The sequence below is a fragment of the Streptomyces sp. NPDC048349 genome, from assembly GCF_040651925.1.
Taxonomy (GTDB): domain Bacteria; phylum Actinomycetota; class Actinomycetes; order Streptomycetales; family Streptomycetaceae; genus Streptomyces.
On sequence record NZ_JBEZLA010000019.1, the window covers coordinates 82861 to 109552 of the forward strand.

Genomic DNA, 26692 nt, shown 5'->3' on the forward strand with positions numbered 1-26692 from the left:
CCTTCAGCGTGGACGCTTACAGCAGGCCAGGATGGTTCTTTCGATAGTAAGATAGCACGCCCTTAATTGACTCGTTGAAGTACGAGGGATCGCCGTACAGCGTCTGGCCGATGTTTCGATAGTTCTGCAACTTAAGAGCAACGACCTGGCGGAACGTCAACGTCGCATCGAGACGCTTGGTGCGGATCCCCTTGCCTCGGAAGTCTCGAGTCAGCGCATGCTCAGCATCCGTCAGCATCACCGCTGCATAGTCGCCGTAATTACTCATACGACCCGAAGCTGCCTGCGGAATGTGATCCGGAGTCAAGCCGTCTCCGACACGGGATCGTCGATCGAGATCGGCGAAGGATCCCGTTTCGCCGGCAGTGACTGCCATACGAGTCGGACCACCGGTCCCGCAGCGACAGCGGTCTGCGTGATCCGGATTTGAACCGCCGCAATTGTGGACGAGTACCGGCGTGGGCCCAGCCAGCACATGGTAGGTGTGCAGGCCCTCGACGCTCAGGTCGTAGGTGATGCGATCCGCCGTGTACGACGTGACCTCGACGATGGCCGTCAGCTCGCCGTCGCCGTTCTGAAGCTGCTGACCGGCCTTGAGGTCGCCGGCCTGGGTCCAGGCGTCGCGGGTGGCCTCGTAGAACTGGTGGTGCTTGGTGGTCTGGATCGTCTTGGGACCGTCCTTCGTGGCTACGACGACATCGACGTACTCACGGTCGGTCTTGGTGACGATCACCTCCTTGACCCGGTGCTTCTCCTTCTCCTTCTTGCCGGGCTCGGCTGTCAGGACGTAGTCCCCGACCTTCACCTCCGCGATCGGCTTCGTCGAGCCGTCCGCCAGCAGCACGACCGTCGTGCCGGTGAAGCTGTGCGGAGTCCGCACGCTGCAGGTGCTCGGACCGTCCGCTTCCGGACCCGCCTTGGACTTCGGGCCGCGTGCGCTGCCCGCCGCGCCGAAGACGCCGCCCATCGCCGCACCGATCGCCGTGGCCTTCGCCGCGCCGCCGACGCTGCAACCCTCCCTGCTGTTGATGCAGGAGGTGCCGTACTCGACTGCGCCGGTCGCCGCGCCTTCCGTGGCACCGCTGGCACCTCCGGAGAGGATCTTTCCGGCGGTGCCCGAGAGGAGACGCCCGGCCGCGCCGGCCGCGAAGCGACCCGCCACACCGCCGACAGCGCCCGTCACGGCGCCCACGCCGACCGCCAAGGCGAAGCCGCCCAGGGTCTTCGGGCCGTCGCTCATCATGTAGCCGACGCCGTTGGCCGCCGCGCCCGCCAGGGCCGCGCAGCCGATCGCGCCCACGCCGGCCGTGATGGCCGTGCAGCCCGCGAAGACCGCGATGCCGACCGCCACCGAAGCGATGGTCGAGGCGTGCTGCTTGACGAAGTTGGCCGTGGCCTTGGCGGCCTTCTTGACGGCTGTGCCGACCTTCTTGGCTGCCTTCACCACCTTCTTCGCCACGTGTTTGACGGCCTTGGCGACCTTCCGGACCTGCTTCTTGACGTGCTTGACGACCTTGTGGGCGTAGTGCTTGACCCGCTTATAGGTGCGTTTGACGTATCGCTTGGCCTTCTTGACGCTGTCGTTCACGTACCGCACGGTCTTCTTGACCGCCCGGTACGTCCGGTACACGGCCTTCTTGACGGTCTGCTTGACCTGTACTGCGGCCTGCTTGACCACCGTGGCGACGTGCTGGACGGTCGAGACGGTTGCGTGCCAGGCCGTCGAGACGGTCTGGGTGGCCTTCGCCGCGACCTTCTTGACGGCCTTCTTGACGAACTCGAACCAGTGGCCCGTCGGGTCGACACCCGTCATCGGGTTGCCGTTCGCGTATGCGTAACGGTTCGCGTTCACCGACGCCGGCAGCGGGCTCTGGGCCATCGTGTCGCGGCTGTTGAACTGGCCGGTCTGCGGCGAGTACCACCGCGCGGCCATGTTGACCTTGGCCGTCTCCGGGTCCGTCCAGCCCGACTGGTAGCCCAGCTGGCCGGCCATGCCCTGAGTCGAGACGACCTTGCCGAAGGGCGAGTACGTCGTCGAACCGGTCAGCGCCTCACCAGAGGCGGTGAACTGCCCCACCACGTCGGTGTGGAGATCCGTCAGCGCCAGTACCGAGGACACCCCCGTCTTGATTCCGAGCAGCGAACCGTCCGCGTCACGGCTGTAGGTCGTCAGGCCGTCCGATGCGATGTCGTTGCCGGTTCCGCTGTACCGGAACGCGAACAGCGGACCCGAGGCCGGGTCGCTCGCGCTCAGCACGCGGTCGAGGCCGTCGTACGCGTACGTACGGTCGCCCTCGTTGATCACACGGTTGAAGGCGTCGGCCTTGAGCGAGGTCGTCTTGCCGGCCTCGTCCGTGACCGAGCTCATCGTGCCGCGCTTGGTGTACGCGTACGTACTGTGCCCGTCCGAGGTGAGACGGTTTCGGGCGTCGTAGGTGTACGTGTCGCCGCCGACGCGCGTGCGGTTGCCCGACGCGTCGTAGCCGTATGCCTCCGTCGTGGTCCCGTTGTTCCAGGACGACAGCCGGTTCGCCCAGTCGTACGTGTAGGTGTTCGTGGACGAACCCGCGAGACCTGCCGTCGTCTTGGATGTCTCGTTGCCGTTCTCATCCCAGCCGTAGGTGATGGACGACAGCTGCGCGCCCGAGGGCGATGTCAACTTGTCGTTCGTCACCCGCTGCAGGGCGTCGTACGTGTACGAGCGCTTCGCCTTGCCGGCGCCGTAGTCGACCGACGTGACGTTGCTGTTGACGTTGTAGCCGTAGGTCAGCGTGCTGCCGGTGACAGCGTCGTTGACCGTCTTCAGCCGGCCGGCGGTGTCGTACCCGAAGGCTGACGTGCCGGACGCGTCCGTCCTGGAGGTCATCGCGCCGTCGCCGTTCCAGGCGAAGGACGAGGCACCCGAGGGGCCGGACGTGGACAGCAGCAGACCGCGGTCGTCGTAGGCGAAGGTGTTCTTGTCCTCACCCGTGCCCGCGACGGCCGTGACCCGGTCGTCGGCGTCGTAGTCGTAGGTGTGGGCCACCGTGGCGGCTTCCGCACCCGTGCCGGACTGTGTGATCAGCCGGCCCTTGACGTCGTACTCGTTGGTGACGACCACCCCACCCGGGGAGCGCTGCTCCTTGGGCCGTCCCGCGCCGTCGTACACCGTGGTGAAGGTGCGGTCCGCCGCGTCCGGGTGGGTCGGGGTAGAGGGCTCGATGACCGATTCCGGCATCCCCCACGCGTTGTACGTCGTCAGGAAGGCGTTGCCCCGACCGTCGGTGAAACGCGTCCGGTTGCCCGCCGCGTCGTAGCCGAAGGTCGTGGTGATCGACTCGGTCGCGGAGACCGGCTGGACCGCCTTGGTGATCAGACCGGACGCGTCGGTGGTGAAGGTGGTGGTGTGACCGCGGTAGTCCGTGATCGACACCGGTTCGCCCATACGGTCGTACGCGGAGCTGCTGGTGCGCAGTACCGTCCCGTTCGTGTCCAGGTCACTCGTGCTGGTGAGCTGGCCGAACCCGTCATAGGTGTTCTTGGTGCTGGTGCCGTCCGGGTCCGTCGAGGTGAGGACCTGGCCACCCATGTCGTAGGTGAACGTGGACTTGCCGCCCGCGGCGTCCGTCACCTCGGTGACCTCGCCCACGTTGTTGTACTTGTAGGACTGCGTGACACCGGTCGGGCTCACGGTCCGGGACAGGTTGCCGCCCGGAGCGTCGTACTCGTTGATCGCCGTATAGGCGCGCTGCGTCGGCTGGCGCACGATGTCCGTGCTGGTGACCGGACGCTCCATGAAGTCCCAGGTGGTCTCCTGTCGGGCGCCGTTCGGCCGGGTGGCCGAGAGCTGGTCGCCGTTGGTGTCGTAGGTGTACTTCGTCGTACCGCCACCCGGCTCCGTGACCGAGGCCAGATCGCCGAGCTGCGTGTACGTGTAGGTGGTGCGGGCACCCAGCGGGTTGACCTCCGCAGTGACCTGGCCGAGCTTGTTGTACTCGTTCCAGCTGGTCGCGGTGATCGGGGTCGAGGAGCCCGGTGCGGTGTAGTTCGGCGACTTCGTCGAGGTCTCCTGGCCCTCGGCGTCGTACGCGGTGACCACGACGTTGCCGAGCGGGTCGGACGTCTCGGTCGTCTCACCGAAGGTGTTGTAGCCGGTCATCGACACGGGCCGGACGGAGACCGGGGTCCCGCCGTTCTGCTCCGCGTTGACGGTCGGCTCTGTGACCGTGGTCTGCTGGCCCGCCTCGTCGTAGCCGTAGTCGGTGGTGCTGCCGTTGGCGTCGGTCATGGCCAGTGGCAGACCGCGCTGGTCCAGCTTCCAAGTGGTGGAACGGACGGAGCTGCCCGCAGCCGGGAGCGTGCCGCCCTTCACCGCGGAGACCTGCGTCGCGGTCAGCGCCTCGCCGTAGACCTGGACGTCGTCGATACCGCCCTTGAACTCGTAGTCGTACTGCGACCCGTACTTGTGACGGCCGATCTGCAGGGGACCGGTCGCCTCCCACGGGGAGGTGTGCGCCACTTCCTGGGCGAGCGTGCCGTTGACGTACAGGCGCAGCTTGGCGGCCTGGGCGTCGTACACACCGACGAGGTGGGTCCAGGCGCCGGCGACCGCCGCGGACGGTGCGGACACCGCCCGGTCGTACGCCAGCGGAGTGGCGTCCGACTTGGGCTTGGCGAACGCCCAGCCGGTGCCGGCCGCGTAGTACAGCACGAAGCCGTACACGGACTTGGCGTCCTGGGACAGCACAGTCCGGCCGGTGGTCAGGTCGTCCAGCTTGGCCCAGGCGGACACCGTGAAGCTGCCGGCCGTGTTGACGGCCGGCCCCGAGGCCTGCGCGTAGGAGTTGGCATCGCCGTCGAAGACCGCGCTGCCGCCCCGGTCGGTGTTCCAGTGGACACCGGTGCCCGTGGTGCCGGTGTTGTTGGCGCCCGAGGAGTCGGCGGCGGAGGTTCCCGTCGTCTCGTCCAGCTTGTACCGGGCCACCGGAGCCGTCGTCCCGTCGTGGACCGTGGTCCCGGTGACGTTGCCGAGATTGTCGTGCCGGGTGTCCTTGGTGCTGACACCGCCCGTCGCCGGGTCCGTCTCCGTTTCCGACACGACGTTGTCGTCGGGGTCGTAGGAGACGCTCGTCGTCCGGTTGAGCCCGGCCGGGTCGAGGACCGTCGACGTGGTGCGGTCGGCCGCGTCCACCGCGAAGGTGGTCGTGGTCCGGCCGTCGTTGGTCACCTGCTGGATGAGGTTGCCGGCCGCGTCGTAGGTGTTGGCCTGCTGCGTGAAGGACTTGCCGGTCTGCGGGTCCTTGCGGACCACGGTGGCCGACAGGCCGTCATCGGTGTAGGTGTACGCCGTCACCCAGCCCATCGAGTCGGTGATCGACGCGAGGCGGCCGGCCGGGTCGTACGCCCGGGACTCCTGGACCAGGGTGGCCGGCGCCGACGGGGCGTTCGGGTCACCGGTGTGGTTCAGCAGGCTCGTGGTGAGCGGGCGGTTCTCGCCGTCGAAGGTGTAGGTGTTGACGTTCCCCGCGGGGTCCGTCTCCTTGACCTTGTTGCCGTAGCCGTCGTACTCGAACGACGTGGTGTCGCCGCCCGGGTCCGTCCTGCTCGCCAGATGGTTGTGCGCGTCGTACGTCATCGTCGTCGTGCGCGCCGCGTCGCCGCCGGTCACGTCCGAGACCGTCTGGGACAGGATGTTGCCGTCCGCGTCGAACCCGGTGGTGGTCCTGGCCTGGTGCACCGCGCCGGTGACGCGGTTGGTGACCGCGGGCCCGGTCTCGGTGACGATCTGGTCGTTCTTGTCGTACGTCTGCGACGTGACGAGACCGGCCGGGTTCGCGTCCGATATCTCGGTCCGGGTCAGCTGTCGGCCGAGGTTGTCGTAGGTGATCTTCGCCTTGGCGCCGTTGGCGTCGGTGATCTCCGCGAGATCGCCGTTGGCGAAGTACGTGTACGACGTCTTCCTGCCGCCCGCCGTCGTCACCTGGTTCACCAGGCCGGCCGGCGTCACCGCGGTACCGCCCTCGGCCGCCGGGGTGGTGGCCGTCGTGTAGGTGGTGGTTGCGGTGCGACCGTTCGGATGACCGGGTACCGGCGGGGTCGTCACCGCGGTGAGCTTGCCGCCCGTGTCATAGGTGTAGCTGGTGAGGTAAGTGTTGTCCGTCGGGCCCGAGGAACGGCCGTCGCGCTCGGTGAGCAGGAGGTCGTTGCGCAGGTCCATCGGCGGGAACGCCGTGGTCGCGTCCGGATAGTAGGTGTAGTAGGAGGTCGAACACTTGTTGGCGGCCGTGTCCTGGCAGCTGGTCTTGGAGACCGCGTTGCCGCGGATGTCGTGGCCGGTGATGCTGCGGTTGCCGTTGGCGTCGGTCACGGTGTGCATGAAGCCCGCCGTGTCGTAGCCGTAGGTCGTCCGCTTGCCGTTGGTGTCGATCGCGGCGAGCAGGCGGTTGCCCAGCTCCGCGTCGTACACGTACGTCAGCGTCTTGTCGGCGGGGTCGGTCAGCGTGACCGTACGCACCGGGGCGACGCCGGACGACGCCTTGTAGGCGGACCAGTGCTGCCCGACCTCGGCCTCGCTCAGGCCCTTGGAGTGGACGGCGACCTCGGCGATGGAGCCGGTGAAGAAGCTGACGTCACCCGGCGAGCTGTACCACTTGCTGAAGCCGGCGCCGATGAACGTCCGCGACGTCGTCTGGTCGTCCGGCGCGCCGGTGCACGTGCCCTGCTTGGCACCGTCGAGGTAGAGCGTCTGCGTGGTGCCCGCGGCCGAGAGGACCGCGTGGTGCCAGGTGTCGTCGGTGACCGACGCCGTGGAGGCGACGTTCGCGTTGCCGTTGCAGCTGCTGCTCCACCAGTGGCCGCGCAGCTTGCCGTCGGCTCCGACGTAGAGCAGGTCGCTCCAGGAGCCTCCCACCCCTGCCGGGTCGTTCGGGGCACGGGACTGGTCGCTCATGATCACGCCGGGCTTGGTGGTCTTGAACCACAGCTCGACCGAGCGGTCCGCCTTCGCGTGCAGCGGCCCGTACGGGACCTCCACGAAGGAGCTGGTGCCGTTGAACTGCACGGCCGTGGCATCACCGGTACCGAACGGTCCCGCCACACCCTGCGTGACGGTGTTGTACGTGCCGAAGCCGGTGTGCAGCTCGTTGGCCGCCTGCGCCGCGCCCTGCGTGTCGTCCAGACGCCAGTAGCCGCCGGGGGCGGAGCCCATGACGGCCGAGCGGTAGACCTGCGAGGAGCCGGTGACGGTCGCCGGGTTGAGCTTCCAGGTGCCGCCGTTGCCGTCGGTGGCCTGGAGGACCAGGTCGTCGGTGGTGCCGTAGGTGACCGACGCCTGGGTCTTGCCGTTCGGCGTGGTGATCTTCTCCAGCAGACCGGCGGACCGCTTGGCGGCCTGGTACTGCGCGGCGATGACGTCCGGGGTGAGCGGCTCGGTGTAGATCGCGGCCTCGGCGAGCTGGCCGGCGAAGTGGCCGAGCTGGTCGGCGGAGTTCATCGCGGGCCAGTTGCGGTTGTTCACACCCGCGCCCAGTGCGATGTACGGGGTGTTCCAGTCCTTGATCTGACCGGCCTTGCTGCCCTGCGAGACACCGTCCAGGTACAGGGTCTGGGTGTTGCCCGCGCCGGTGAGGGTCGCCTGGTGCCACTGACCGTCGGTGACGGTGGCGGCGGAGGTGATCGTGGTGGTGCAGGTGCCGGTGGCCAGGCAGCCGCGCAGCTTGCCGTCGGTGCCGACGTACAGCGCCGGGGTGTTGTACCAGGTGTTGGCCACCGGGTCGGTGATGCTCAGCGGCTTGTCACCGTAGTAGAAGAGGACGCCGCCCGCCTGCGTGGTCTTGAACCACAGCGAGATCGTCGTGTACGAGGGCGTGGCGCCGGGGGCGCTCGGCATCTCGACGTAGGACGTGGTGCCGTTGAAGGTGGCGGTCTTCTGGGTGGAGCCCGCCAGCAGACCGCTGCTGCCCAGGGTCACGTTGCGGTAGAGGGCGTTGTACTTGCCCTGGTTGGTGTCGACGGTGTCCTTGCCGACCGTCGAGCCCGAGGCCTCGCCGAGCCGCCAGTACGCGTACGGGTCGGCGTCCAGCACCGTCGTGCGGTGGTGGTTGCCGGTGGCGTACGTGTACTGGGTGCACTTGGCCCAGTCGGCGGGCGGGCACACCTTGGCGAGCTGGTCGCCGGTGTAGCTGTACTGCCACGTCTGGGCCGTGTTCGCGTCACCGACCACCGACGGGTCGGTGAAGACGGTCGACACGTGCGGGACGGTGGCACCGGCCGGGGTGGTCCAGGTCAGCCCCAGAGAACGGTTGGAGGTGGTGTTCGTGATCTTCGTGAGCTGCTTGGAGGCGTTGTAGGTGAACGTCTCGGCCCGGCCCGCGAAGTCCACGATGCCTGATATCGCGTAGACGCCGGTCTTCGCGGTCGCCTGCGTGAAGGAGTAGGCCGTGAAGTCCTTGTCGGTCAGCTTGTATCCGCCGCTCACCGTCTCCAGCCGGGCGTAGCGGCCCGGCGGGGGCACGAAGGTCCCGTCGGTGTTGCGGCCGAACCCGACCTGCTCGCCTCCCGGGTAGGTGATCGTGACGCTGGTGACCGTACCGGCGCCGTCCTTCGTCTCGGCCGCCTTCATGTCGGCGACCGTGGACCATCCGGCGCCGAAGGCGCTGTCGATCCGCGGGTCGATGCTGTTGTACGAGCGGTCGATCTGCAGCGACGGGCCGACGACGGGCACGTCGGCGTCGGTGTCCTCGGTGGTGTAGTTGCCGTCGGACGGGTCGAACTCGTGGCCGTTGGTGTTCTGGGCCAGACCCGAGGTGACGGGCGGCTGCGGCACCGCGGTGGAGAACCGGCTCGCCGAGTACAGCACCGAGTCGTAGCCGTCGGTGACGCTCACGTACCAGGAGTAGTTCTTGCTCCAGCTCAGCTTGCCCGCGGGAACCTTCCAGGCGCGCTCGGCCGTAAGGCCGGAGGTGGCGACCGGGGTCTGGCTTCCGCTGTCGGCGTCGTACACCTCGAAGGAGTACGTCAGGGCGCCGGGCCAGTTGTCGGCGTCGCTCGCGTAGACGAGCAGCTCCGGCTGGAGGCTGTTCGCCTGGAAGTTCTCCGGCGGGTACTGGGCGTCGACCTGCGGCTTGGTGTTCGCCGTGTAGGTCAGGTCCAGGGCGGGTCGCCAGGCGGCGGTCGCCGAGTTGTCCGAGTGGAACTTCTTCCAGTGCAGCGCGTCGTTGGTCGGCGCGGTCAGGGCGAGGCCGTAGTTGGCGCCGCCCAGGGCCACCTGGTCGAACCAGGCGGTCGACAGCGAGACCGGCATCTTCACACCGACGCCGGTGCTGCCGCTGGTGTTCGTGCAGGAGGCACCCGGCGCGGGCGTCGCGGAACCGAGGGCCGTGCCGAAGGCCGGGCCCGGGTAGCTGGTGACGCCGGACGGGGTCCAGGACTGCGTGATGTGGTGGACCGAGAACGACGACGCGGTGCAGGTCGAGGACCACAGCGCGTACACGTTCAGGGTGGCGGCGGTGACCCGCTGCCCCTGGAGGGTGCTGCCCAGCGAGGAGAACTGCAGGAAGGAGTTCGTCTTGTTGGTACCGGAATCGTACGAACCGACCTTGATCTGGTTCTCGGTGGAGTGGTCACCCCCGATCGTGTTCTGGGCGTACGTGGAGTTGCTGGCGGTGACGGTCGGGTCGACGGTCACCGGGTAGACCCGCTCGGGAGCGTCCAGCCAGGCGCGGTCCGCGGTCATCCGCAGCGCCGGCTTGCCGTCCACGCTGGTCAGCTCGTAGCCGACCGCACGGGACTGCGCGGCGTCGCCGGAGCGCGGGTCGATCTTAGAGTCCTCCATGAACGCGTGCGGGATGGTGGCGGTCACCTTGCCCGCGGCGTCAGTGAACTCCACGTCGCCGTCGGCCGCGATCCGCGGCGTCAGCCCCTTGGTGTCCAGGAGGAAGGTCCAGGAGTTCGCCGCCTTCGCGGAGCGCAGGACGACGTTCTCCTTGAACCCCTCGGCGAGCGGCACGAGCTGCACGTCGGTCTCGGGCAGCACGCCGGCGTAGGTCACGGTGCCGTTGGCCGCCACGCTGGGCGCGGCCTTCGCGGCGCCGTTCAGCGCGTAGGCGAGGGTGCGGCCCGAGCCGAAGTCGATGGAGGCGAGCTGCTGGTCGGCGGCGTTCGGGGCGAACTCGACGTCGAGCGAGTTGGACCGCTCCTGGAGCCGGCCGTCCTTGTCCGCGACCAGCTGGGTGTCGATCGGCTTCCAGGTGCCGTCTTCGGCCTTGAAGTTGGTGCGGCCGGGGAAGTGGCGCACCGTGGTGGAACCGTCGGCGTTGACGTAGTGGTCGGACGTCTCCGTGGACTTCTTGGCGTCCCGCTTGCTGGTCCGGGCGTCGAAGCTCTCCGCCGTGCCCCGGCCCGTTCCGGCCTGGGCCGTGCCGGGCTGCTCGGTGTACCGCTCGTACGGAGCGAGTTCGCCCTGGCCCTTGCCGGGCTTGTTACCGGCGCCGCCCTTGGCACGGGTGGCGTCGGCCGAGGCCTTGTGGCTCTTGCCGCGGGCGGTTCCGCCCTGCTGGTCGGGGGTGTCCAGCGGGGACTTGCTGACCCAGCCCAAGAGGCCGGAAATGGACAGTTCGGGCATGCTCAGCGCCGGCAGCGTGGCGCCGTTGGCCGCCGCCGTCTCGGTCGTGAGCATGCAGGAGAAGGAAACAAGGACAGAGAGAGCCGTAGCCCTCGCTCTTCGCCTGCCGGTACGACCCGGTGGGAAGAGGCGAGGGCTACGGACCCAACGAACGCGCATGGGCGAGCCTTTACTTACACGAAGCCAACAAAAGCCTCGCGAGACTGCCCGACGGGTGAACGCAAGTACTAATCGAGAAGGGTTGGTTTATGAAATCTTTATCTGCCGAGCGGAACTGATGCTTCCGCGTTATACACCTGCATCCTTGACGGCCCGTCTGATCGCGTCCGCCACGGTCTCCGCCAGCCCGTCACCCGACTTCACAACCGTGACGTTCCCGGCACTTCCCGCACCGTCGACCACCACGAAGCGCGCCTTCGGGTGCTCCTTCGCCCCGGCTTCCGTGGCCTCCACCTGGGCCGCACCGACCGCCAGGACCACGTCGCACTTGCGCTGCATCAGGCTGTTGAAGAACGGCCGGGCGTTCGCGGCCGACGGCTCTCCGACGACCGGGACGTACGTGACCCGGGCCCGGGTCTCCAGCGAGGCCTTCTGCATCCCCTCCCACACCGGAGCGGCGGCCGAACCGGACACGATGCCCTTCTCGTCCGTCAGCAGGCAGGCATCGAACTCCTTGTACTGGCGCGCCCGCGGGTCGGGCGGCCCGTCCTGCCCGCCGCCGACGAACAGCCATACGCCCACCAGGCCGAGCACGAGCACGGCGGCACTGCCCGCCGCCCAACCCGCGCGGCCGCGCAGCGCACCGGCCACCCGGGCCAGCACCCGCCCGAGAAGCGCCCCATAACCGGATTCAGGGCGATTGGGCTGCTTTCGCCATGTACGCCGGGTCTTCATCTGGACTCCCCCACCGACTGCTTGACGAACAGGCAGTGCACCGCTGCCCCGACCGTGGAGAGGGACAGCAGCAGGGCATCGAGACCGAACTGCAACCCGTGGGTCTCCTCCGGCGTGAGCCCGGCCTGGAACCACCAGCCGACCGTCGCGGCAGTGAACGCGAGCGCGGCCAGCCAGTCGGCGCGCGCGCCCCTGCGCCACGCGATGACCAGCGAAGGCACCGCGCCCAGCATTCCAAGGCTCAGCACCGGCACGGCCGCCAGCAGGACCCTGGGAATCAGTCCGGGAACAGCCCCTTCCCCGGGCTGGGCCACGTTCTCCATGGCGACGGAGTCCTTCACGATCGGCTACCTCTCGGAAACGCATTGACGCATACGGATGCGGACGGGACGCCGTACGGTACACCGCGCGCCGGAGGGAGCCATTCCGGGGGCTGCGGTCGCGACGCCCGCCCCTCAACGGCACCCCCTCGGCGAGCAGATCGCCCCAAACGGGCGTACCGCTGCAAACGGGATGGGGAAGGGGCCCCGCGGCAAGGGGATCTCCGACAGGTTCAACCACCCGGAGCAGCCCGCCGTGCGGACCGGGAGGCGCGGGGAGGCGCGGTACCGGCCGGGAGACCGGGAGGCCGGGAGGCCGACAGCCCGCAGGGGCTGCCGGCCTCCCGGCTCGTCAGGGACCGCTCGTCAGGGACCGCTCGTCAAGGACCGCTCGTCAGGAGCCGAGGATCGTGGTCAGGAACTCGCCGGTCCAGGCCAGCAGTTCCCGCCCGACCAGCGGCTTCCCGCCGACCCGGCCGGTCTTCGGGCGGGGGACGAGGACCTGCGAGGTGGCGGGCTTGAGCACCGTCCCCGGGTAGAGCCGCTTGAGGCGCAGCTCCTGCGACTCGCGCAGTTCCACCGGCCCGAAGCGGATGTTGGGTCCCTGCAGGGTGATGTCGGCGACCCCGCAGGCGCGGGCGAGCATCCGCAGGCCGGCCACCAGCAGCAGGTTCTCCACTGGTTCCGGCAGCTTGCCGTAGCGGTCGGTGAGTTCCTCCCGTACGGCCTTGACGTCCGCCTCGGAATTGGCCGAGGCGATGGACCGGTACGCCTGCAGGCGCAGCCGCTCGCCGGGCGCGTAGTCGTGCGGCACGTGCGCGTCCACCGGCAGCTCGATCTTGACCTCGAGCGGCGGCTCCTCCTCGACCTGGCCCTCGACCGCCGCCCGGTAGTCGGCCACGGCCTCGCCGACCATGCGGATGTAGAGGTCGAAGCCGACGCCCGCGATGTGGCCGGACTGCTCGCCGCCGAGCAGGTTGCCCGCGCCGCGGATCTCCAGGTCCTTCATGGCCACGTACATGCCGGCGCCCATCTCGGTGTGCTGGGCGATCGTCGCGAGCCGCTCGTGGGCGGTCTCGGTCAGCGGCTTCTCCGGCGGGTAGAGGAAGTACGCGTACCCGCGCTCGCGACCGCGGCCCACGCGGCCGCGCAGCTGGTGCAGCTGGGAGAGACCGAAGTTGTCGCCGCGCTCCACGATCAGGGTGTTGGCGTTGGAGATGTCGATACCGGACTCGACGATCGTCGTCGAGACGAGCACGTCGAACTTCTTCTCCCAGAAGTCCACCACGACCTGCTCCAGGGCCTGTTCGGACATCTGCCCGTGCGCCGTCGCGATCCGCGCCTCGGGGACGATCTCACGGAGCTTGGCGGCGGCCCGGTCGATGGATTCGACCCGGTTGTGGATGTAGAAGCACTGGCCCTCGCGCAGCAGTTCACGGCGGATGGCCGCGCCGATCTGCTTCTCCTCGTACGGCCCGACGAAGGTGAGCACGGGGTGCCGCTCCTCCGGCGGGGTGGTGATCGTCGACATCTCGCGGATGCCCGTCACCGCCATCTCCAGGGTGCGCGGGATCGGGGTCGCGGACATGGTGAGCACGTCGACGTTGGCGCGGAGCTTCTTCAGCTGCTCCTTGTGCTCGACGCCGAAGCGCTGCTCCTCGTCGACGATGACCAGGCCCAGGTCCTTGAACTTGGTCTCCTGGGAGAACAGCCGGTGGGTGCCGATGACCACGTCGACCGAGCCCTCGCGCAGACCCTCCAGGGTGGCCTTGGACTCGGTGTCGCTCTGGAAGCGGGAGAGCGCCTTCACGCTCACCGGGAACTGGCTGTAGCGCTCGGAGAAGGTGCCGAAGTGCTGCTGCACGAGCAGGGTCGTGGGGACGAGGACGGCCACCTGCTTGCCGTCCTGCACCGCCTTGAACGCCGCCCGGACCGCGATCTCGGTCTTGCCGTAGCCGACGTCACCGCAGATCAGGCGGTCCATCGGGACCGACTTCTCCATGTCCTCCTTGACCTCGGCGATGGTGGTGAGCTGGTCGGGCGTCTCCGCGTACGGGAAGGCGTCCTCGAGCTCGCGCTGCCAGGGGGTGTCGGGGCCGAAGACGTGGCCGGGCGCCGCCATGCGCGCGCTGTAGAGCTTGATGAGGTCGCCGGCGATCTCCTTGACCGCCTTCTTGGCCCGCGCCTTGGTCTTGGTCCAGTCGGCGCCGCCGAGCCGGTGCAGGGTCGGGGCCTCGCCGCCGACGTACTTGGTGACCTGCTCCAGCTGGTCGGTGGGGATGTAGAGGCGGTCGCCGGGCTGGCCGCGCTTGGCGGGGGCGTACTCGACGAGGAGGTACTCGCGGGTCGCGCCCTGGACGGTGCGCTGGACCATCTCGATGTAGCGGCCGACGCCGTGCTGCTCGTGGACGATGTAGTCGCCGGCCTCCAGGGTCAGCGGGTCGATCGTCTTGCGCCGGCGGGTCGGCATCCGGCCGAGGTCCTTGGTGGCGGTGCGCTGGCCGGTGAGGTCGGTCTCGGTCAGGACCGCGATCTTCAGGGCCGGGTCGACGAAGCCGGTGTCGACCGAGCCGCAGGCGACGTGGACGATGGACGGCTCCAGGTCGCGGAGCTCGGCCTCCAGCCGGGCCGGGATGCCCTCGCCGCCGAGCACCTCCACGGTGCGGGCTGCCGGGCCGTGGCCCTCGGTGAGGTAGACGGTGCGCCAGCCGTCGGCGAGCCAGCCCTTGGTGTCGGCGAGCGCGCGGGCGGTGTCGCCGCGGTAGGCCTCGGGGGCGTGCATGCCGAGTTTGAGGGTGTCCGTGCCGGCCAGGTCCCCCTCGTCGGCGGCGAAGGGGGAGACGGACCACCACATCATGCCGAGCTCGCGGGCGTGGTCGCGTACGTCGGCGATACCGCGCAGGGAGGCGGCGCCGACGTCGATGGGGGCCTCTCCGCCGCCCGCGGTGGCCGCCCAGGAGGCCATCAGGAACTCCTGGCTGGTCGCGACCAGGTCGGCGGCCCGGGTCCGCACCCGCTCGGGGTCGCAGACGACGGCCATCGCCCCGGCGGGAAGCACGTCGATCAGCAGTTCCATGTCGTCGACCAGGACCGGAGCCAGGGACTCCATGCCCTCGACGGCGATCCCCTCGGCGATCTTGTTCAGCAGCTCGCCGAGCTCCGGGTGGGCCTCGGCGAGGGCCGCGGCCCGCTCCCGCACCTCGTCGGTGAGCAGCAGCTCGCGGCAGGGCGGGGCCCACAGGCCGTGCTCGGCGATCTCCAGCGACCGCTGGTCGGCGACCTTGAAGTAGCGGATCTCCTCGACCTCGTCGCCCCAGAACTCGATGCGCAGGGGGTGTTCCTCGGTGGGCGGGAACACGTCGAGGATGCCGCCGCGCACGGCGAACTCCCCGCGCTTCTCGACGAGCTCCACGCGCGCGTACGCGGCGGCCGCCAGCGCCTGGGTCACCTCGCCGAGGTCCACGCTCTGGCCCTGCCGCAGGGCGACGGGCACCAGGTCCCCCAGCCCCTTGACCTGCGGCTGGAGCACGGAGCGGATCGGTGCGACGACCACGGAGACGGGCCCGGCGGCCGGGTCGTCCTTGCTCGGGTGCGCGAGGCGGCGCAGAACGGCGATCCGCCGACCGACGGTGTCGCTGCGCGGGCTGAGCCGTTCGTGCGGGAGCGTCTCCCAGGACGGGTAGTCCACGACCTCGTCGGGCGAGGGCAGCAGTGACCGCAGGGCTGCGGCCAGGTCCTCGGCCTCGCGCCCGGTGGCGGTGACGGCGAGGATGGTCCGCTCGGTCTGCCGGGCCAGCGCGGCGATCGCGAAGGGCCGCGCGGCGGCGGGGCCGACCAGGTCCACGTGCATGCGGTTGCCGTCCCCGGCCGCGGTGACCGCCTCGGCGAGGGCGGGGTCCCGGGTGACGGCGTCGAGCAGTCCGTGCAGGCTCATGTAGGGGCTTTCCATCCGCTGAGGGTCGAGAAGGGGCAACGCGAAGGACCCGACACGTGACACGGGCCGGGGGTTCCCACCCTACGACGGCCCCCGCCGCCACGCGCGGGGGATTCGGGTCACCCGCGCGGGTGACGGGGCCGGCGCCGGCCGGGCCGTCCCGACGGGGTCCGGTCCGTCGACCGGTCCGCCTCCGCCGTGGAGTCCCGGCGCGGTCCGGGGGCGGTCCCGGGGGCGGTCCGGGGGGCAGTCCCGGGGGCGGTCCCGGGGGCGGTGCGCAGGGGGATGCGCTCGTCACCCGCCGCGAGCGCATCCCCCTCTACGATGTCGACGTACTGACCGTCCAGCTCGCCGAGGGAGCACGAGGCCGTGACGAGCGATGCCATAGCCCGGCCCGAGGCCGCGGCCCAGCAGGGGCGGGGCAAGCCGGCCGGGGGCCGGTGGGCGGGGCCGTACGCGGTGGCCGGCGGGCTGTTCCTCGTGTACCTGGTGCTGTCCGTCGGGCGGTTCCGGCGGATGGAATGGGCCTCGTGGGACCTGGGGATCTTCGAGCAGGCCATCCGCGCCTATGCGCACCTCCAGGCGCCGGTCGCGGATCTGAAGGGGCCCGGGGCCAACATCCTCGGGGACCACTTCTCCCCGGTCATCGCGCTCATCGCCCCCGTCTACCGGCTCTTCCCCGGCCCCCTCACCCTGCTGGTGGCCCAGGCCGCGCTGTTCGCGCTCTCCGCGGTCCCCGTCACCCGGACGGCCGGACGCTTTCTCGGCCGGGCCCGCGGCCTCGCCGTCGGGATCGCGTACGGACTGTCCTGGGGGATCCAGCGGGCCGTGGAGTTCGACTTCCACGAGATCGCCTTCGCCGTACCGCTGCTCGTGTTCGCGCTGGAGGCGCTGCTCGGGCGGCGCTGGCGGGCGGCCCTGCTGTGGGGGCTGCCCCTGCTCCTGGTGAAGGAGGACCTGGGCTTCACGCTCGCCGCGCTGGCCGTGGTCGTCGCCTGGCGGGCCATGCCCACCGACCGGCGGGCCGCGTGGACGGCCCTCGCCGTCGCCGCGGGGGCCGTGGTCTTCGCCGTCCTGGTGTTCACCGTGTTCATACCGGCCTTCGCGACGGCGGGCTACGGCTACTGGGACAAGATCGACGGTGGGGGCCCCTTCGCCGGCCTCGGCACCAAGCTGGAGACCCTGGCCTGGGTGCTGATCCCCACCTCCGGGCTCCTCGCCCTGCGCTCGCCGCTGCTGCTGGTCGCCGCCCCCACCCTCGGCTGGCGGTTCCTGTCCGGCGACGACCACTACTGGTCCACGGACTGGCACTACAGCGCCGTGCTCATGCCCGTCGTCACCCTCGCCCTGGTCGACGCCATCGACGCCGTCCGACGCGGCGAGCGGCCATGGCTGCGCGCGTACGCCCTCCAGCTGCCGACCGCCGTCCTCGCCGCGGGCCTCGCCCTCAGCGCGACCAGCCTGCCGACGGAGAAGCTGGCACAGGCCGCCACGTACGAGAAGCCCGCCCGGGTCACCGCCATCGAGGAGCTGCTCGGCCGCATCCCCGACGGGGCCACGGTGGAGGCCGACACGGGACCTCTGACCCGGCTGACCTCCCGCTGCCGGGTGCTCTGGATCGGCGGCAGCAAGGGCGTGGTCCCCGACTGGATCACCCTGGACAACACCTCCAAGTGGGCCGGCGAGGACCCCACCGGCTACGCGCACCAGCTGCACCCCGGCGCGCGGTTCACCCTGGTGGGCGAGGCGGAGGGCGTCGTCCTGATGCGGCGCGTGTGACGCGCGGAGGCCCCACGGACGCGGAGGACACGGACGCGGGGACACGGACGCCGGGACACGGGAGCGAGGGACACGGACGAAAGACGCCGGTCCGCAACCCCGTGAGGTTCCGGACCGGCGTACCCCCGTGGGAAGGCGGTCTCTCTTCGTACTCGTTCGTTCCTACTCGCTCGCGATCGCGTTCAGGACGTTCATCCGCCCCGCCCGGAAGGCCGGGACCAGCGCGGCGAACAGGCCCACGAAGGCCGAGGCGGCGAACACCCCGAGGATCGTCGGCCACGGGATCTCGAGCACCTTCAGCCCCTGCAGGGCCAGCAGCTGCTGGGCGGTGGCCCCCCAGCCCATGCCCAGCCCGAGGCCGAGCAGGGCGCCGAAGAGGGCGATGACCACCGACTCCAGGCGGATCATGCGGCGCAGCTGGCGGCGGGAGAGGCCGATGGCGCGCATCAGGCCGATCTCGCGGGTCCGCTCGACCACCGACAGCGCCAGGGTGTTCACGACGCCCAGGACCGCGACGATGATGGCGAGCGCGAGCAGCCCGTAGACCATGTTCAGGAGCTGGCCCACCTGGTCCTTCAGCGACTGCTTGTAGTCGGCCCGGTTGAGCACCTGGTACTGCGGGTACTGCGCCAGCGCCGCCTTGACCGCCGGGTACGCGGTGTCGGACTGTCCTTCCTTCGCGCCGGCCAGCAGCATGAAGGGGCGCGGCATCCGGTCGGCCGGGACGTTCGCCTCGGCGACCGCGGTGCTGATGTACTTCATGCCCTTGTCGAGGTTGCCCTCGTCGCTGGTGATCGCCGCGACCTTGAGCTTGACGGTGTTGCCGGCGGTGAAGGCGACCGTCAGCTCGTCGCCGACCCTGATGCCGTGCCGGGTGGCGTACTCCGAGCCGACCGACATGGCGCCCTTGCCGTACGCGGCCGTGTGCTCACCGGCGATCATCTTGCGCCGGATGTCCTTGGCGTACGTCGGGTCGGTGACGCCGAGTCCGTCCGTCTCGGTGGAGCCGTCGGGGGCGGTGACCTTCGCCTCCACCATGCGGTAGGCGGTGACGTGGTCGAGGTCCCGGACGGACTTCAGTGCCTGCTCGGCCTGCGGCATGACCGGCTGCTGGGTCTGCGAGGCGATCATGTAGTCCGCTCCGACGGACTGGTCGAGCTCGTCGGTGGCGGAGGCCACCATCGAGGAGCCGACCACGGACAGGCAGGCGACCAGCGCCAGGCCGATCATCAGCGCGGCGGCGGTGGCGCCGGTGCGGCGCGGGTTGCGCAGCGCGTTGCGCTCGGCGAGCCGGCCCACGGAGCCGAAGGGGCGCAGCACCACACCGGAGAGCACCCGCACCACACCCGCGGCGAGCAGCGGGCAGATCACGATGAAGCCGACCAGGGTGAGGACGACGCCCAGGCCCAGCCACAGCGAGCCGGGTCCGGCCTCGTCCGCGGCGGCGGCCAGGGCGAGGCCGGCGCCGCCGATGCCGGTGAGGACCAGGCCGAGGACGGCGCGCACGACGCCGGCCTTCTTGTCGCCGGGGGTGCCCGACTCGCGCAGGGCGGCCATCGGGGAGACCTTGCCGGCCCGGCGGGCCGGGACGAAGGCGGCGATGACGGTGACCACGACGCCGAGGAAGACGCCGACGACCGGGGTGGTCCAGGCGACCGTGAGGTCGTCGGTGGACAGGTGCATGCCCATCCGGCCCATGAGTTCCATGAGTCCGACGGCCAGGCCGACGCCCGCGCCGACGCCCAGGACCGAGCCGACGACCCCGAGGAGGAAGGCCTCGACGACGACGGACTTGAGCACCTGGCCGCTGTCGGCGCCGATGGCCCGCATCAGGCCGATCTCGCGGGTGCGCTGGGCGACGAGCATGGAGAAGGTGTTGAAGATCAGGAAGATGCCGACGAGGAAGGCGATCCCGGCGAAGCCGAGCATCACGTACTTCATGACGTCGAGGAAGGAGCCGACGTCCTTGCGGTTGGCGTCGGCGGCTTCCTTGGCGGTCTGGAGCTTGTAGGTGTCCGCGCCGACGGCGGAGGCGATGTTCTGCTTGAGCCGCTCGTCGCTCACCCCGTCCGCGGCGGTGACGTTGACGTGCGTGAAGGCACCCGGCGCGCCGAGCAGGTGCTGCTGCGCCGTGGGGGTGTCGAAGTAGACGATCGCCGCGCCCGGGTTGGTCACGGTGAAGGTGGCGATACCGCTGATCCTGGCGCGGAGGTCGCCGGTGACGGCGATGGTGCGCAGTTCGTCGCCGAGCCGGAGGTGGTGCTTGTCCGCGGTGTCGGCGTCGACCATCACCTCGGTGGGGCCGCGCGGGGCGTGACCCGAGGTGATCTTCATGGACTTGAGCTCGTTGTCGTTCCAGTTGCCCGCGATGGTCGGGGCGCCGGTGGTCGAGCCCATGTTCTCGTTCTCGGAGTTGACGACCGTGACGGACATGGACATGACCGCGCCCTCGGCGCCCGCCACGCCCTCGGCCTTCTTGACCTGCTCGACGGCCGCGCCGTCGAGCATCTCGGGCTTGCCGCGCTCCGGAATCTCCTCGCCGCCGCCCTTCGCGGCCTTCGGGCTGACGGTGACGTCGGCGCTGGTGACCGCGAACAGCTTGTCGAAGGTGGCGTTCATGGTGTCGGTGAACACCAGGGTGCCGCAGACGAAGGCGACGGAGAGCATGACCGCGACGGCGGAGAGGGCCATCCGCCCCTTGTGCGCGACGAAGTTGCGCCGGGAGGTCTTCAGGACGGTGTTGCTCATGACGTACGCCCGCGCGCGTCGAAGTCCTTCATGCGGTCGAGGACCTGCTCGGCGGTGGGGCCGTACATCTCGTCGACGATCCGGCCGTCGGCGAGGAAGATGACGCGGTCCGCGTAGGAGGCGGCGACCGGGTCGTGGGTGACCATGACGATGGTCTGGCCGAGTTCGTCCACGGAGCGCCGCAGGAAGCCGAGGACCTCCGCGCCCGCCCGGGAGTCCAGGTTCCCGGTGGGCTCGTCCCCGAAGATGATCTGCGGGCGGGCGGCGAGGGCGCGGGCGACGGCCACGCGCTGCTGCTGGCCGCCGGACAGCTGGGTCGGGCGGTGCTTGAGGCGGCCGGCGAGGCCGACGGTCTCCACGACCCGGCTCAGCCACTGCGCGTCGGGCCGGCGGCCGGCGATGTCCATGGGGAGCGTGATGTTCTCCAGGGCGTTGAGCGTGGGCAGCAGGTTGAAGGCCTGGAAGATGAAGCCGATCCGGTCCCGGCGCAGCCGGGTGAGCTTTTTGTCCTTCAGCCCCGTGATCTCGGTGTCGTCGAGGTGGATCTGCCCGCTGGTCACCGTGTCGAGACCGGCGAGGCAGTGCATCAGCGTGGACTTGCCGGAGCCCGAAGGACCCATGATCGCGGTGAACTGGCCGCGGTGGATGTCCACGTCCACGTCGTCGAGGGCGACGACCCGCGTCTCGCCGGAGCCGTAGGCCTTGACGACCTTCCGCGCCCGGGCCGCGACGGCAGCATGCCCTCCAGTACCCCCGTGCCTGGTTTCGGTCATAGCCGTTGTCACGGTCTTTCTCCTTCTCGTGTGCTGCTCGGTGTCCTGCTCGACCACTGCTCGGTCTGCCGCCGGACTGCGGCTCGAACTGCCGGACGCTGTGCGTGCGCCGCCGCGCCCAAAGTCTGTTGCGGGCCGGGCTGTGGCGCGCTGGTGCCCATCGCCGTATCCACCCGGGGGTTAACCCCACCCCCGGGGGATCGCGACCCATGTGAACCAGTTAAGGACCCGCCGGAACCGTCCTCGTCCTCCGCCGGGACGAACGGCCCCTGGGCCGTTGTGCGGAGCTTCCCCTAGGGGTCGTGCACCCTTCGACGGACCCGGCATGGGGGATACCGCCGGATACGGGCGTGGTGAGAAGGTGTTCCCCGCGAGTACGTGCAGGGGGAAGGAATCTCGATGGGGGCAGCGGAGAGCGCGCAGGGAAGACCGGACGGCACACCCGGGGGCGCCGCGTCCGGCACGGCCGGCACGGGAAGCACGGGAGCCCGGGCCGGTACGGGAAGCCCGGCGGGCACGGGCAGTACGGGAAGCCCGGCGGGCACGGGCGGTACGGGTCGTCGAGGAGGCAGGGGCGGTACGGGAGGCTCGGGCGCTGCCGGATCCGGCACGAAGTCCGCGCCGGCGCAGGGGCGCCCGCCCGCCGCCGTGGTCGCCTCGCTGATGCTCGGCATGTCGCTCGTCGCCATCGACAGCACCATCGTCTCCACCGCCGTCCCCCAGATCGTGGGCGACCTCGGCGGGTTCTCCGTCTTCTCCTGGCTCTTCTCCGGCTATCTGCTCGCCGTCACCGTCACCCTGCCCGTCTACGGGAAGCTGTCCGACACCTTCGGCCGCAAGCCCGTGCTGCTCTTCGGCATCGGCCTGTTCCTCGTCGGCTCGCTGCTGTGCGCGCTCGCCTGGAACATGGCCGCCCTCATCGCCTTCCGGATCGTCCAGGGCCTGGGCGGCGGCGCCCTGCAGGGCACGGTCCAGACGCTGGCCGCCGACCTCTACCCGCTCAAGGACCGGCCGAGGATCCAGGCCCGGATGTCGACCATGTGGGCCACCTCGGCCGTGGCCGGCCCGGCGCTCGGCGGGCTGCTCGCCTCGTACGCCCACTGGCGCTGGATCTTCCTGATCAACCTGCCGCTGGGCGCCCTGGCCCTGTGGATGACCGCCCGTCACCTGAAGGAGCCCGTGCGGTCTCCCGGCCGCCGCGGCCCGGTCGACTGGGCGGGGGCGCTGTCGATCTTCGCCTGCGGCGGGCTGCTGCTCTTCGCGCTCGTCCAGGGCGGCGTCGCCTGGCCCTGGCTGTCCGCGCCCTCGCTGGGGCTGCTCGGCGCGAGCGCGGTGCTGGCCGCGGTGGTGGTACGGGTGGAGCGCCGGGCCGAGGAACCGATTCTGCCGGGCTGGGTGTGGCGCCGGCGCACCATCGCCGCCGTCAACCTCGCCATGGGGGCGCTCGGGCTGCTGATGGTCGCCCCGATGGTGTTCATGCCGACCTACGCCCAGTCCGTGCTCGGCCTCGGGCCCGTCAGCGCCGGACTGGTCATGTCCGTGATGACCCTGAGCTGGCCCATCACCGCCGCCCTCAGCCAGCACGTCTACCGGCGGATCGGCTTCCGGAACACCGCGGCCGTCGGCATCGGGCTGGCCGCGGTGATCCTGTACTCCTTCACCCTGCTCCCGCACCCGGCCCGCCCCTGGCAGCCCGCGCTGATCATGCTGCTGCTGGGCGGCGCCCTCGGCCTGTTCCAGCTCCCGCTGATCGTCGGGGTCCAGTCCACCGTCGGCTGGGCGGAGCGCGGAACGGCGACCGCCTCGGTGCTGTTCTCCCGCCAGGTCGGCCAGAGCATCGGCGCGGCCCTCCTGGCGGCCGTCGCCAACGCCACCATCGCCGCCCGCCTGGTGGACGCCCCGGTACCCGGGCTGCCGGCCGCCCTGGACGACGTGACCAAGGCCCTGGACCAGCCGGGGCTGCTCTCCGTGGCGGCCGCCGACTACCTGCGCGAGGCCGTGGCCGCCGCCGTGGACCACATCTTCCTCGGGGCGACGGGCGCAGCGGTGGTCTCCCTGCTGGTGCTGCTGCTGGTGGCGCCGCGCAGGTTCCCGGTGCTGCCGGAGCACATCGAGGAGTAACGCCCCCGGCCCTGCGGCGACTTGTCATGCCCCGCATCAGCGGGTTAAGTCGGAGCCACGACCGTTTTCCGGGGGGACGACGCATGGCTTCCGCATTCCTGGCACTGCTCCTGCTGGCCGCGCTGGCCGGGCCGCTCACCCTGCGGCTGCGCCGCCACGCGGCCTTCGTCACCGGCCGCGACGGCCGGCTGTCCACCTCCACGGTCCTGGCCCTGGCCTGGACCGTGATCCTGGTCTGGCTGCTGCTGACGACCCTGGCGTACGGGCTCACGGCGGGCGGTGGAATCCGATGGTTCCAGGGCTCCGAAGGCCCGCTGTCCACGCTGACGACCGTCTACCTGCCGCTGCTCGGCGGCCCGTACGTGGCGATGATCGCGGCGAAGGCGGTGGTCGGCATGCGCGTCGAGAACGGCAGCATGGCCAAGCCGGCCGCGAAGCCCACGGCCACGGGGCGGCGTCCGCTGCGCGAGCTCATCGCGAACGACAGCGGGCGCACCGACCTCGTCGACCTCCAGTACGTCGTCCTCAGCGCGGTCACGATGCTCTACGTCGTCCTGTTCTTCCTCTCGGATATCGGCGCCGGCCTCCCCCGCCTGCCCTCCGAGATCTGGGCCCTGACGGGCGCCCCGGCGGGGGCGTACCTGGTGAACAAGATGGCCGTGCGCCCCAACCCGGTGATCACGGACGTCAGGGTCTGCGAGGGCCGGCTCACGGTGGAGGGCGGCGGCTTCACCGCCCCGGGCCCGTCCGCCCCCGGCCGGGGCGCCCCCGGCCCGATGACACCCGGCTCCCCCGCTCCCGCGCTCACCGTGGACGGCGCCGCCGTGCCCGCGGAACGCGACCCGCTGACCGGCGCCCTGACGGCTCCGCTCCCGGCCTCGGCGACGCCCCCGTTCACGGTGGTCGTCACCTCCCGCGGCCTGCGCAGCGACCCGTACTGCTACGAGGGCTGAGCCGCGCCCGCCGGGGTCCGGGCTCCGGCGCCCCCGCCGGGTCAGCCCTCGGCGGAGGCGCGGCCCGTGAGGGCGGCCAGGCTGGAACGGACGTGGTTCATGTGCGCGCGCATCTCCTCCTGCGCCTCCGCATGCTCCCGCACCACCCGGTCCGTCTCGCGCCCCACCCGCTCCTGCGCGACCCGCGCCTGCGCGATGAGCTCCGCGGCCAGCGCCTGCGCGTCCTCCTGGCCGTGCCGCGCCGCCTCCTGCGCCTCCGCGAAGCCCCGGCGGGCCTCCGCCAGGCGGGCCCCGGCGTGGCGCTCCAGCTCCGCGTGGCGCGCCTCCAGCTCCGCCTCCCGCGCCCGCAGCTCCCGCTCGGACGCCTCCCACCGCTCCCGCTGCTCCTGTTCGCGCTCCGCGAGCTCCGCCTCCGCCCGCCGCCGCGCGTCCGCCAGCGCCGCCTGCGCCTCGGCGCGCAGCGCCTGCGCGTCCTGCCCCGCCTTGGCCCGCGCGCCGTCCGCCTCCCGCTGCGCACGCAGCAGCCCCTGCCGGGCCCGCACCTCGGTCTGCTCGCGCACCGCCTCCGCGTCCTGCCGCGCCAGCTCCGCCACCCGCTCCGCGTACGCCTCGGCCGCACCTGCCGCCTCGGCCGCATCCGCCCGCGCATCGCCCCGCAGCGCGTCGGCCTCCTCCTGCGCCAGCAGCAGGATCCGGCGGGCGCGCTCGCTCAGGTCCTCGTACGTCTGCGGGGCCAGCGCGGCCACCACCCCGCGCAGCCGCGCCGCCTCCCCCTCCATCTGCTTGGCCAGGACGGTCAGCCGTGCCACCCGCTCCCAGGCCTCGTCGCGGCTGCCGGACAGCCGGGCGAGGTACCGGTCGACCTGATCCGTCCGATAACCACGGCCGCGCACAGTCGCAATGGGTGCACTCATCCTGGAAGCGCCTCTCTCGCGGGGATTCCTGTCAAGGATGCGTCATTTGCTCCCAGAAGCCGGAATGGCCGGGCCGAGACCCCGTTCGAGGGTCCCGGCCCGGCCATGGAACCGATCATCCGATCAGAGCAGTCCGTCCCACATCTGCTCCAGCAGCACCGACCACCAGCTCTCCGGCGAGGCCAGCGCCGCACTGTCGAGCCCGGCGAGATTCGCCTGGAAATCGACCGTCCAGCGCCCCGCCTGTTCCGGCGTCAGCTGCTGTCGCAGCCGCCACATGTGACCGAGCATCGCGAGCGAGCGTGCGAACTGCGGCAGGCTCGAGTTCACGAACTGCGGCGGCACCGGAGCACCGCCCGGACCGCCCTCCACCGGCACCGCCACGATGTTCGCGGTCCCGTACTGCACGCACAGCGCCTTGCCGAAGTCGCTGCCGATGACGAGGTACGAGCCCGCGTCCGACGCCGGCTGCACCTGCCGCTGCGCGGCCAGCTCGGCCAGCGTCGGCACCGGCTGGCCCGGCACCGCCTGCGCCCAGAAGAACGGCCCGAAGTCGACGGGCAGACCCGCCCACATCAGGGTCTGCGCCACGATCTCCGGCACGCCCTGGCGGGACACGGCCCGCTGGTCGAAGCGGAACACGCCCTGCGGGCCGAACGCTCCCGCCAGTTCGCTCCCGATCGCGTCCAGCGGGATCGCCGGCTGGAGCGGGACCTGCGGCAGGGGTACCCGTACCGGAGCGGGGCGCGCCGGGCCGTCCGCCACCTGGTGCAGCTCTCCCTGATGGGTGAGCAGATGGCGCATGCCCTGCTGGCGGCCGGCGTGGTCCTTGCCGTACGGGGCCACGCTGGTGATCCGCACCTGCGGCCAGGTCTCGCGGATCATCCGGGCGCAGTAACCGCCTGGCAGTTCGCAGGACTCCAGCTCGGTGTGCAGCTCCAGCACCTGCTGCGGCGGCACGTTCATGGCGCGCAGCTCGTACAGGATCTGCCACTCGGGGTGCGGGGTACCGGGCGCGGAACGGCGGATGAGCTGCTGCTCGGAGCCGTCGGGAGCGCGGTAGCGGAGCACGGCCTGGTAGCCGGGGCCGACCGTGGGCACGCCGGTGGGCGCCGGAGGCTGCGCCGCGGGTGCGCCGGGGCCGACCGGTGCGCCCGGCGGCGGGCCGGGGGGCGCGGGCGGCTGACCCGTCACGGCCGGACCGGCGAGCATCGTCGCGGCATGGTCGAGCCCGCCGCCGGGGACGCCGGGCGGACCGGGAGGCTGTACGCCGCCACCGGGGGTCCCGGGCGGACCGGGAGGCGCCGGCGGCTGACCCGTCACGGCAGGACCCGCCAGCATCGTCGCCGCATGGTCCAGCCCACGCCCCAGCGAACCCGGAGCACCGGGCGGACCGGGAGGCTGTACGCCCCTACCCGGGGTCCCGGGCGGACCGGGAGGCGCCGGCGGCTGACCCGTCACGGCCGGACCCGCCAACATCGTCGCCGCATGGTCCAGCCCACGCCCCAGCGAACCCGGAGCACCCGGCGGACCGGGAGGACCCGGAGGCTGCACGCCCCCACCCGGGGTCCCGGGCGGACCGGGAGGCGCCGGCGGCTGACCCGTCACGGCCGGACCCGCCAACATCGTCGCCGCATGGTCCAGCCCACGCCCCAG

11 protein-coding genes are annotated in these 26692 nt (G+C 71.0%); 3 read left to right on the forward strand and 8 right to left on the reverse strand.

Annotated features, from left to right (window positions below):
• Window positions 1–16 precede the first annotated feature (16 nt).
• The 4 genes from AB0D44_RS13470 to mfd all read right to left on the reverse strand — a co-directional run bounded on the left by AB0D44_RS13470 (window position 17) and on the right by mfd (window position 15748).
• Window positions 17–10654: a LamG-like jellyroll fold domain-containing protein gene (locus tag AB0D44_RS13470; protein ID WP_362589036.1), complete on the reverse strand. Its 10638-nt coding sequence runs from the start codon at window positions 10652–10654 to the stop codon at window positions 17–19.
• A gap of 234 nt (window positions 10655–10888) precedes the next feature.
• Entirely contained in the window at window positions 10889–11422 is a 534-nt protein-coding gene (locus AB0D44_RS13475; protein ID WP_362589039.1) for a BMP family ABC transporter substrate-binding protein, read from the reverse strand.
• 68 nt (window positions 11423–11490) lie between these two features.
• Window positions 11491–11835, reverse strand: coding sequence for a hypothetical protein (locus tag AB0D44_RS13480; protein ID WP_362589042.1), 345 nt, complete (start codon window positions 11833–11835; stop codon window positions 11491–11493).
• Window positions 11836–12208: 373 nt separating this feature from the next.
• Window positions 12209–15748 carry a transcription-repair coupling factor gene (gene mfd, locus AB0D44_RS13485; RefSeq protein ID WP_362589045.1) on the reverse strand — a complete coding sequence of 1180 codons (3540 nt, stop codon included), beginning with the start codon at window positions 15746–15748 and terminating at the stop codon, window positions 12209–12211.
• 369 nt (window positions 15749–16117) lie between these two features.
• On the opposite strand from mfd, the gene AB0D44_RS13490 reads away from it, so the two are divergent.
• Complete coding sequence (locus tag AB0D44_RS13490) at window positions 16118–17527, forward strand: DUF2079 domain-containing protein (protein WP_362589048.1); 1410 nt, start codon at window positions 16118–16120, stop codon at window positions 17525–17527.
• Between the two features lie 162 nt (window positions 17528–17689).
• Here AB0D44_RS13490 and AB0D44_RS13495 read toward each other — a convergent pair whose 3' ends face one another.
• Both AB0D44_RS13495 and AB0D44_RS13500 read right to left on the reverse strand, forming a co-directional pair.
• Window positions 17690–20275 carry an ABC transporter permease gene (locus AB0D44_RS13495; protein ID WP_362589051.1) on the reverse strand — a complete coding sequence of 862 codons (2586 nt, stop codon included), beginning with the start codon at window positions 20273–20275 and terminating at the stop codon, window positions 17690–17692.
• Window positions 20272–21060 carry an ABC transporter ATP-binding protein gene (locus AB0D44_RS13500; RefSeq protein WP_362589054.1) on the reverse strand — a complete coding sequence of 263 codons (789 nt, stop codon included), beginning with the start codon at window positions 21058–21060 and terminating at the stop codon, window positions 20272–20274. Before AB0D44_RS13500 ends, AB0D44_RS13495 begins: the two co-directional genes overlap by 4 nt.
• Before the next feature lie 651 nt (window positions 21061–21711).
• Between AB0D44_RS13500 and AB0D44_RS13505 the strand changes: the two genes are divergently transcribed.
• Together AB0D44_RS13505 and AB0D44_RS13510 are read left to right on the forward strand one after the other, a co-directional pair.
• A complete protein-coding gene (locus AB0D44_RS13505; RefSeq protein ID WP_362589081.1) occupies window positions 21712–23169 on the forward strand; it encodes an MFS transporter in 1458 nt (485 codons plus the stop codon).
• Window positions 23170–23252: 83 nt separating this feature from the next.
• The gene (locus AB0D44_RS13510; RefSeq protein WP_362589057.1) at window positions 23253–24122 is read left to right on the forward strand and encodes a hypothetical protein; all 870 of its coding nucleotides are present in this window, start codon (window positions 23253–23255) and stop codon (window positions 24120–24122) included.
• Between the two features lie 41 nt (window positions 24123–24163).
• Here the strand turns inward: AB0D44_RS13510 and AB0D44_RS13515 are convergent, their stop codons facing one another.
• Window positions 24164–25036: a cellulose-binding protein gene (locus AB0D44_RS13515; protein WP_362589060.1), complete on the reverse strand. Its 873-nt coding sequence runs from the start codon at window positions 25034–25036 to the stop codon at window positions 24164–24166.
• A gap of 123 nt (window positions 25037–25159) precedes the next feature.
• On the reverse strand, window positions 25160–26692 hold a 1533-nt coding region (locus AB0D44_RS13520; protein WP_362589063.1), incomplete at its 5' end, for an SUKH-4 family immunity protein.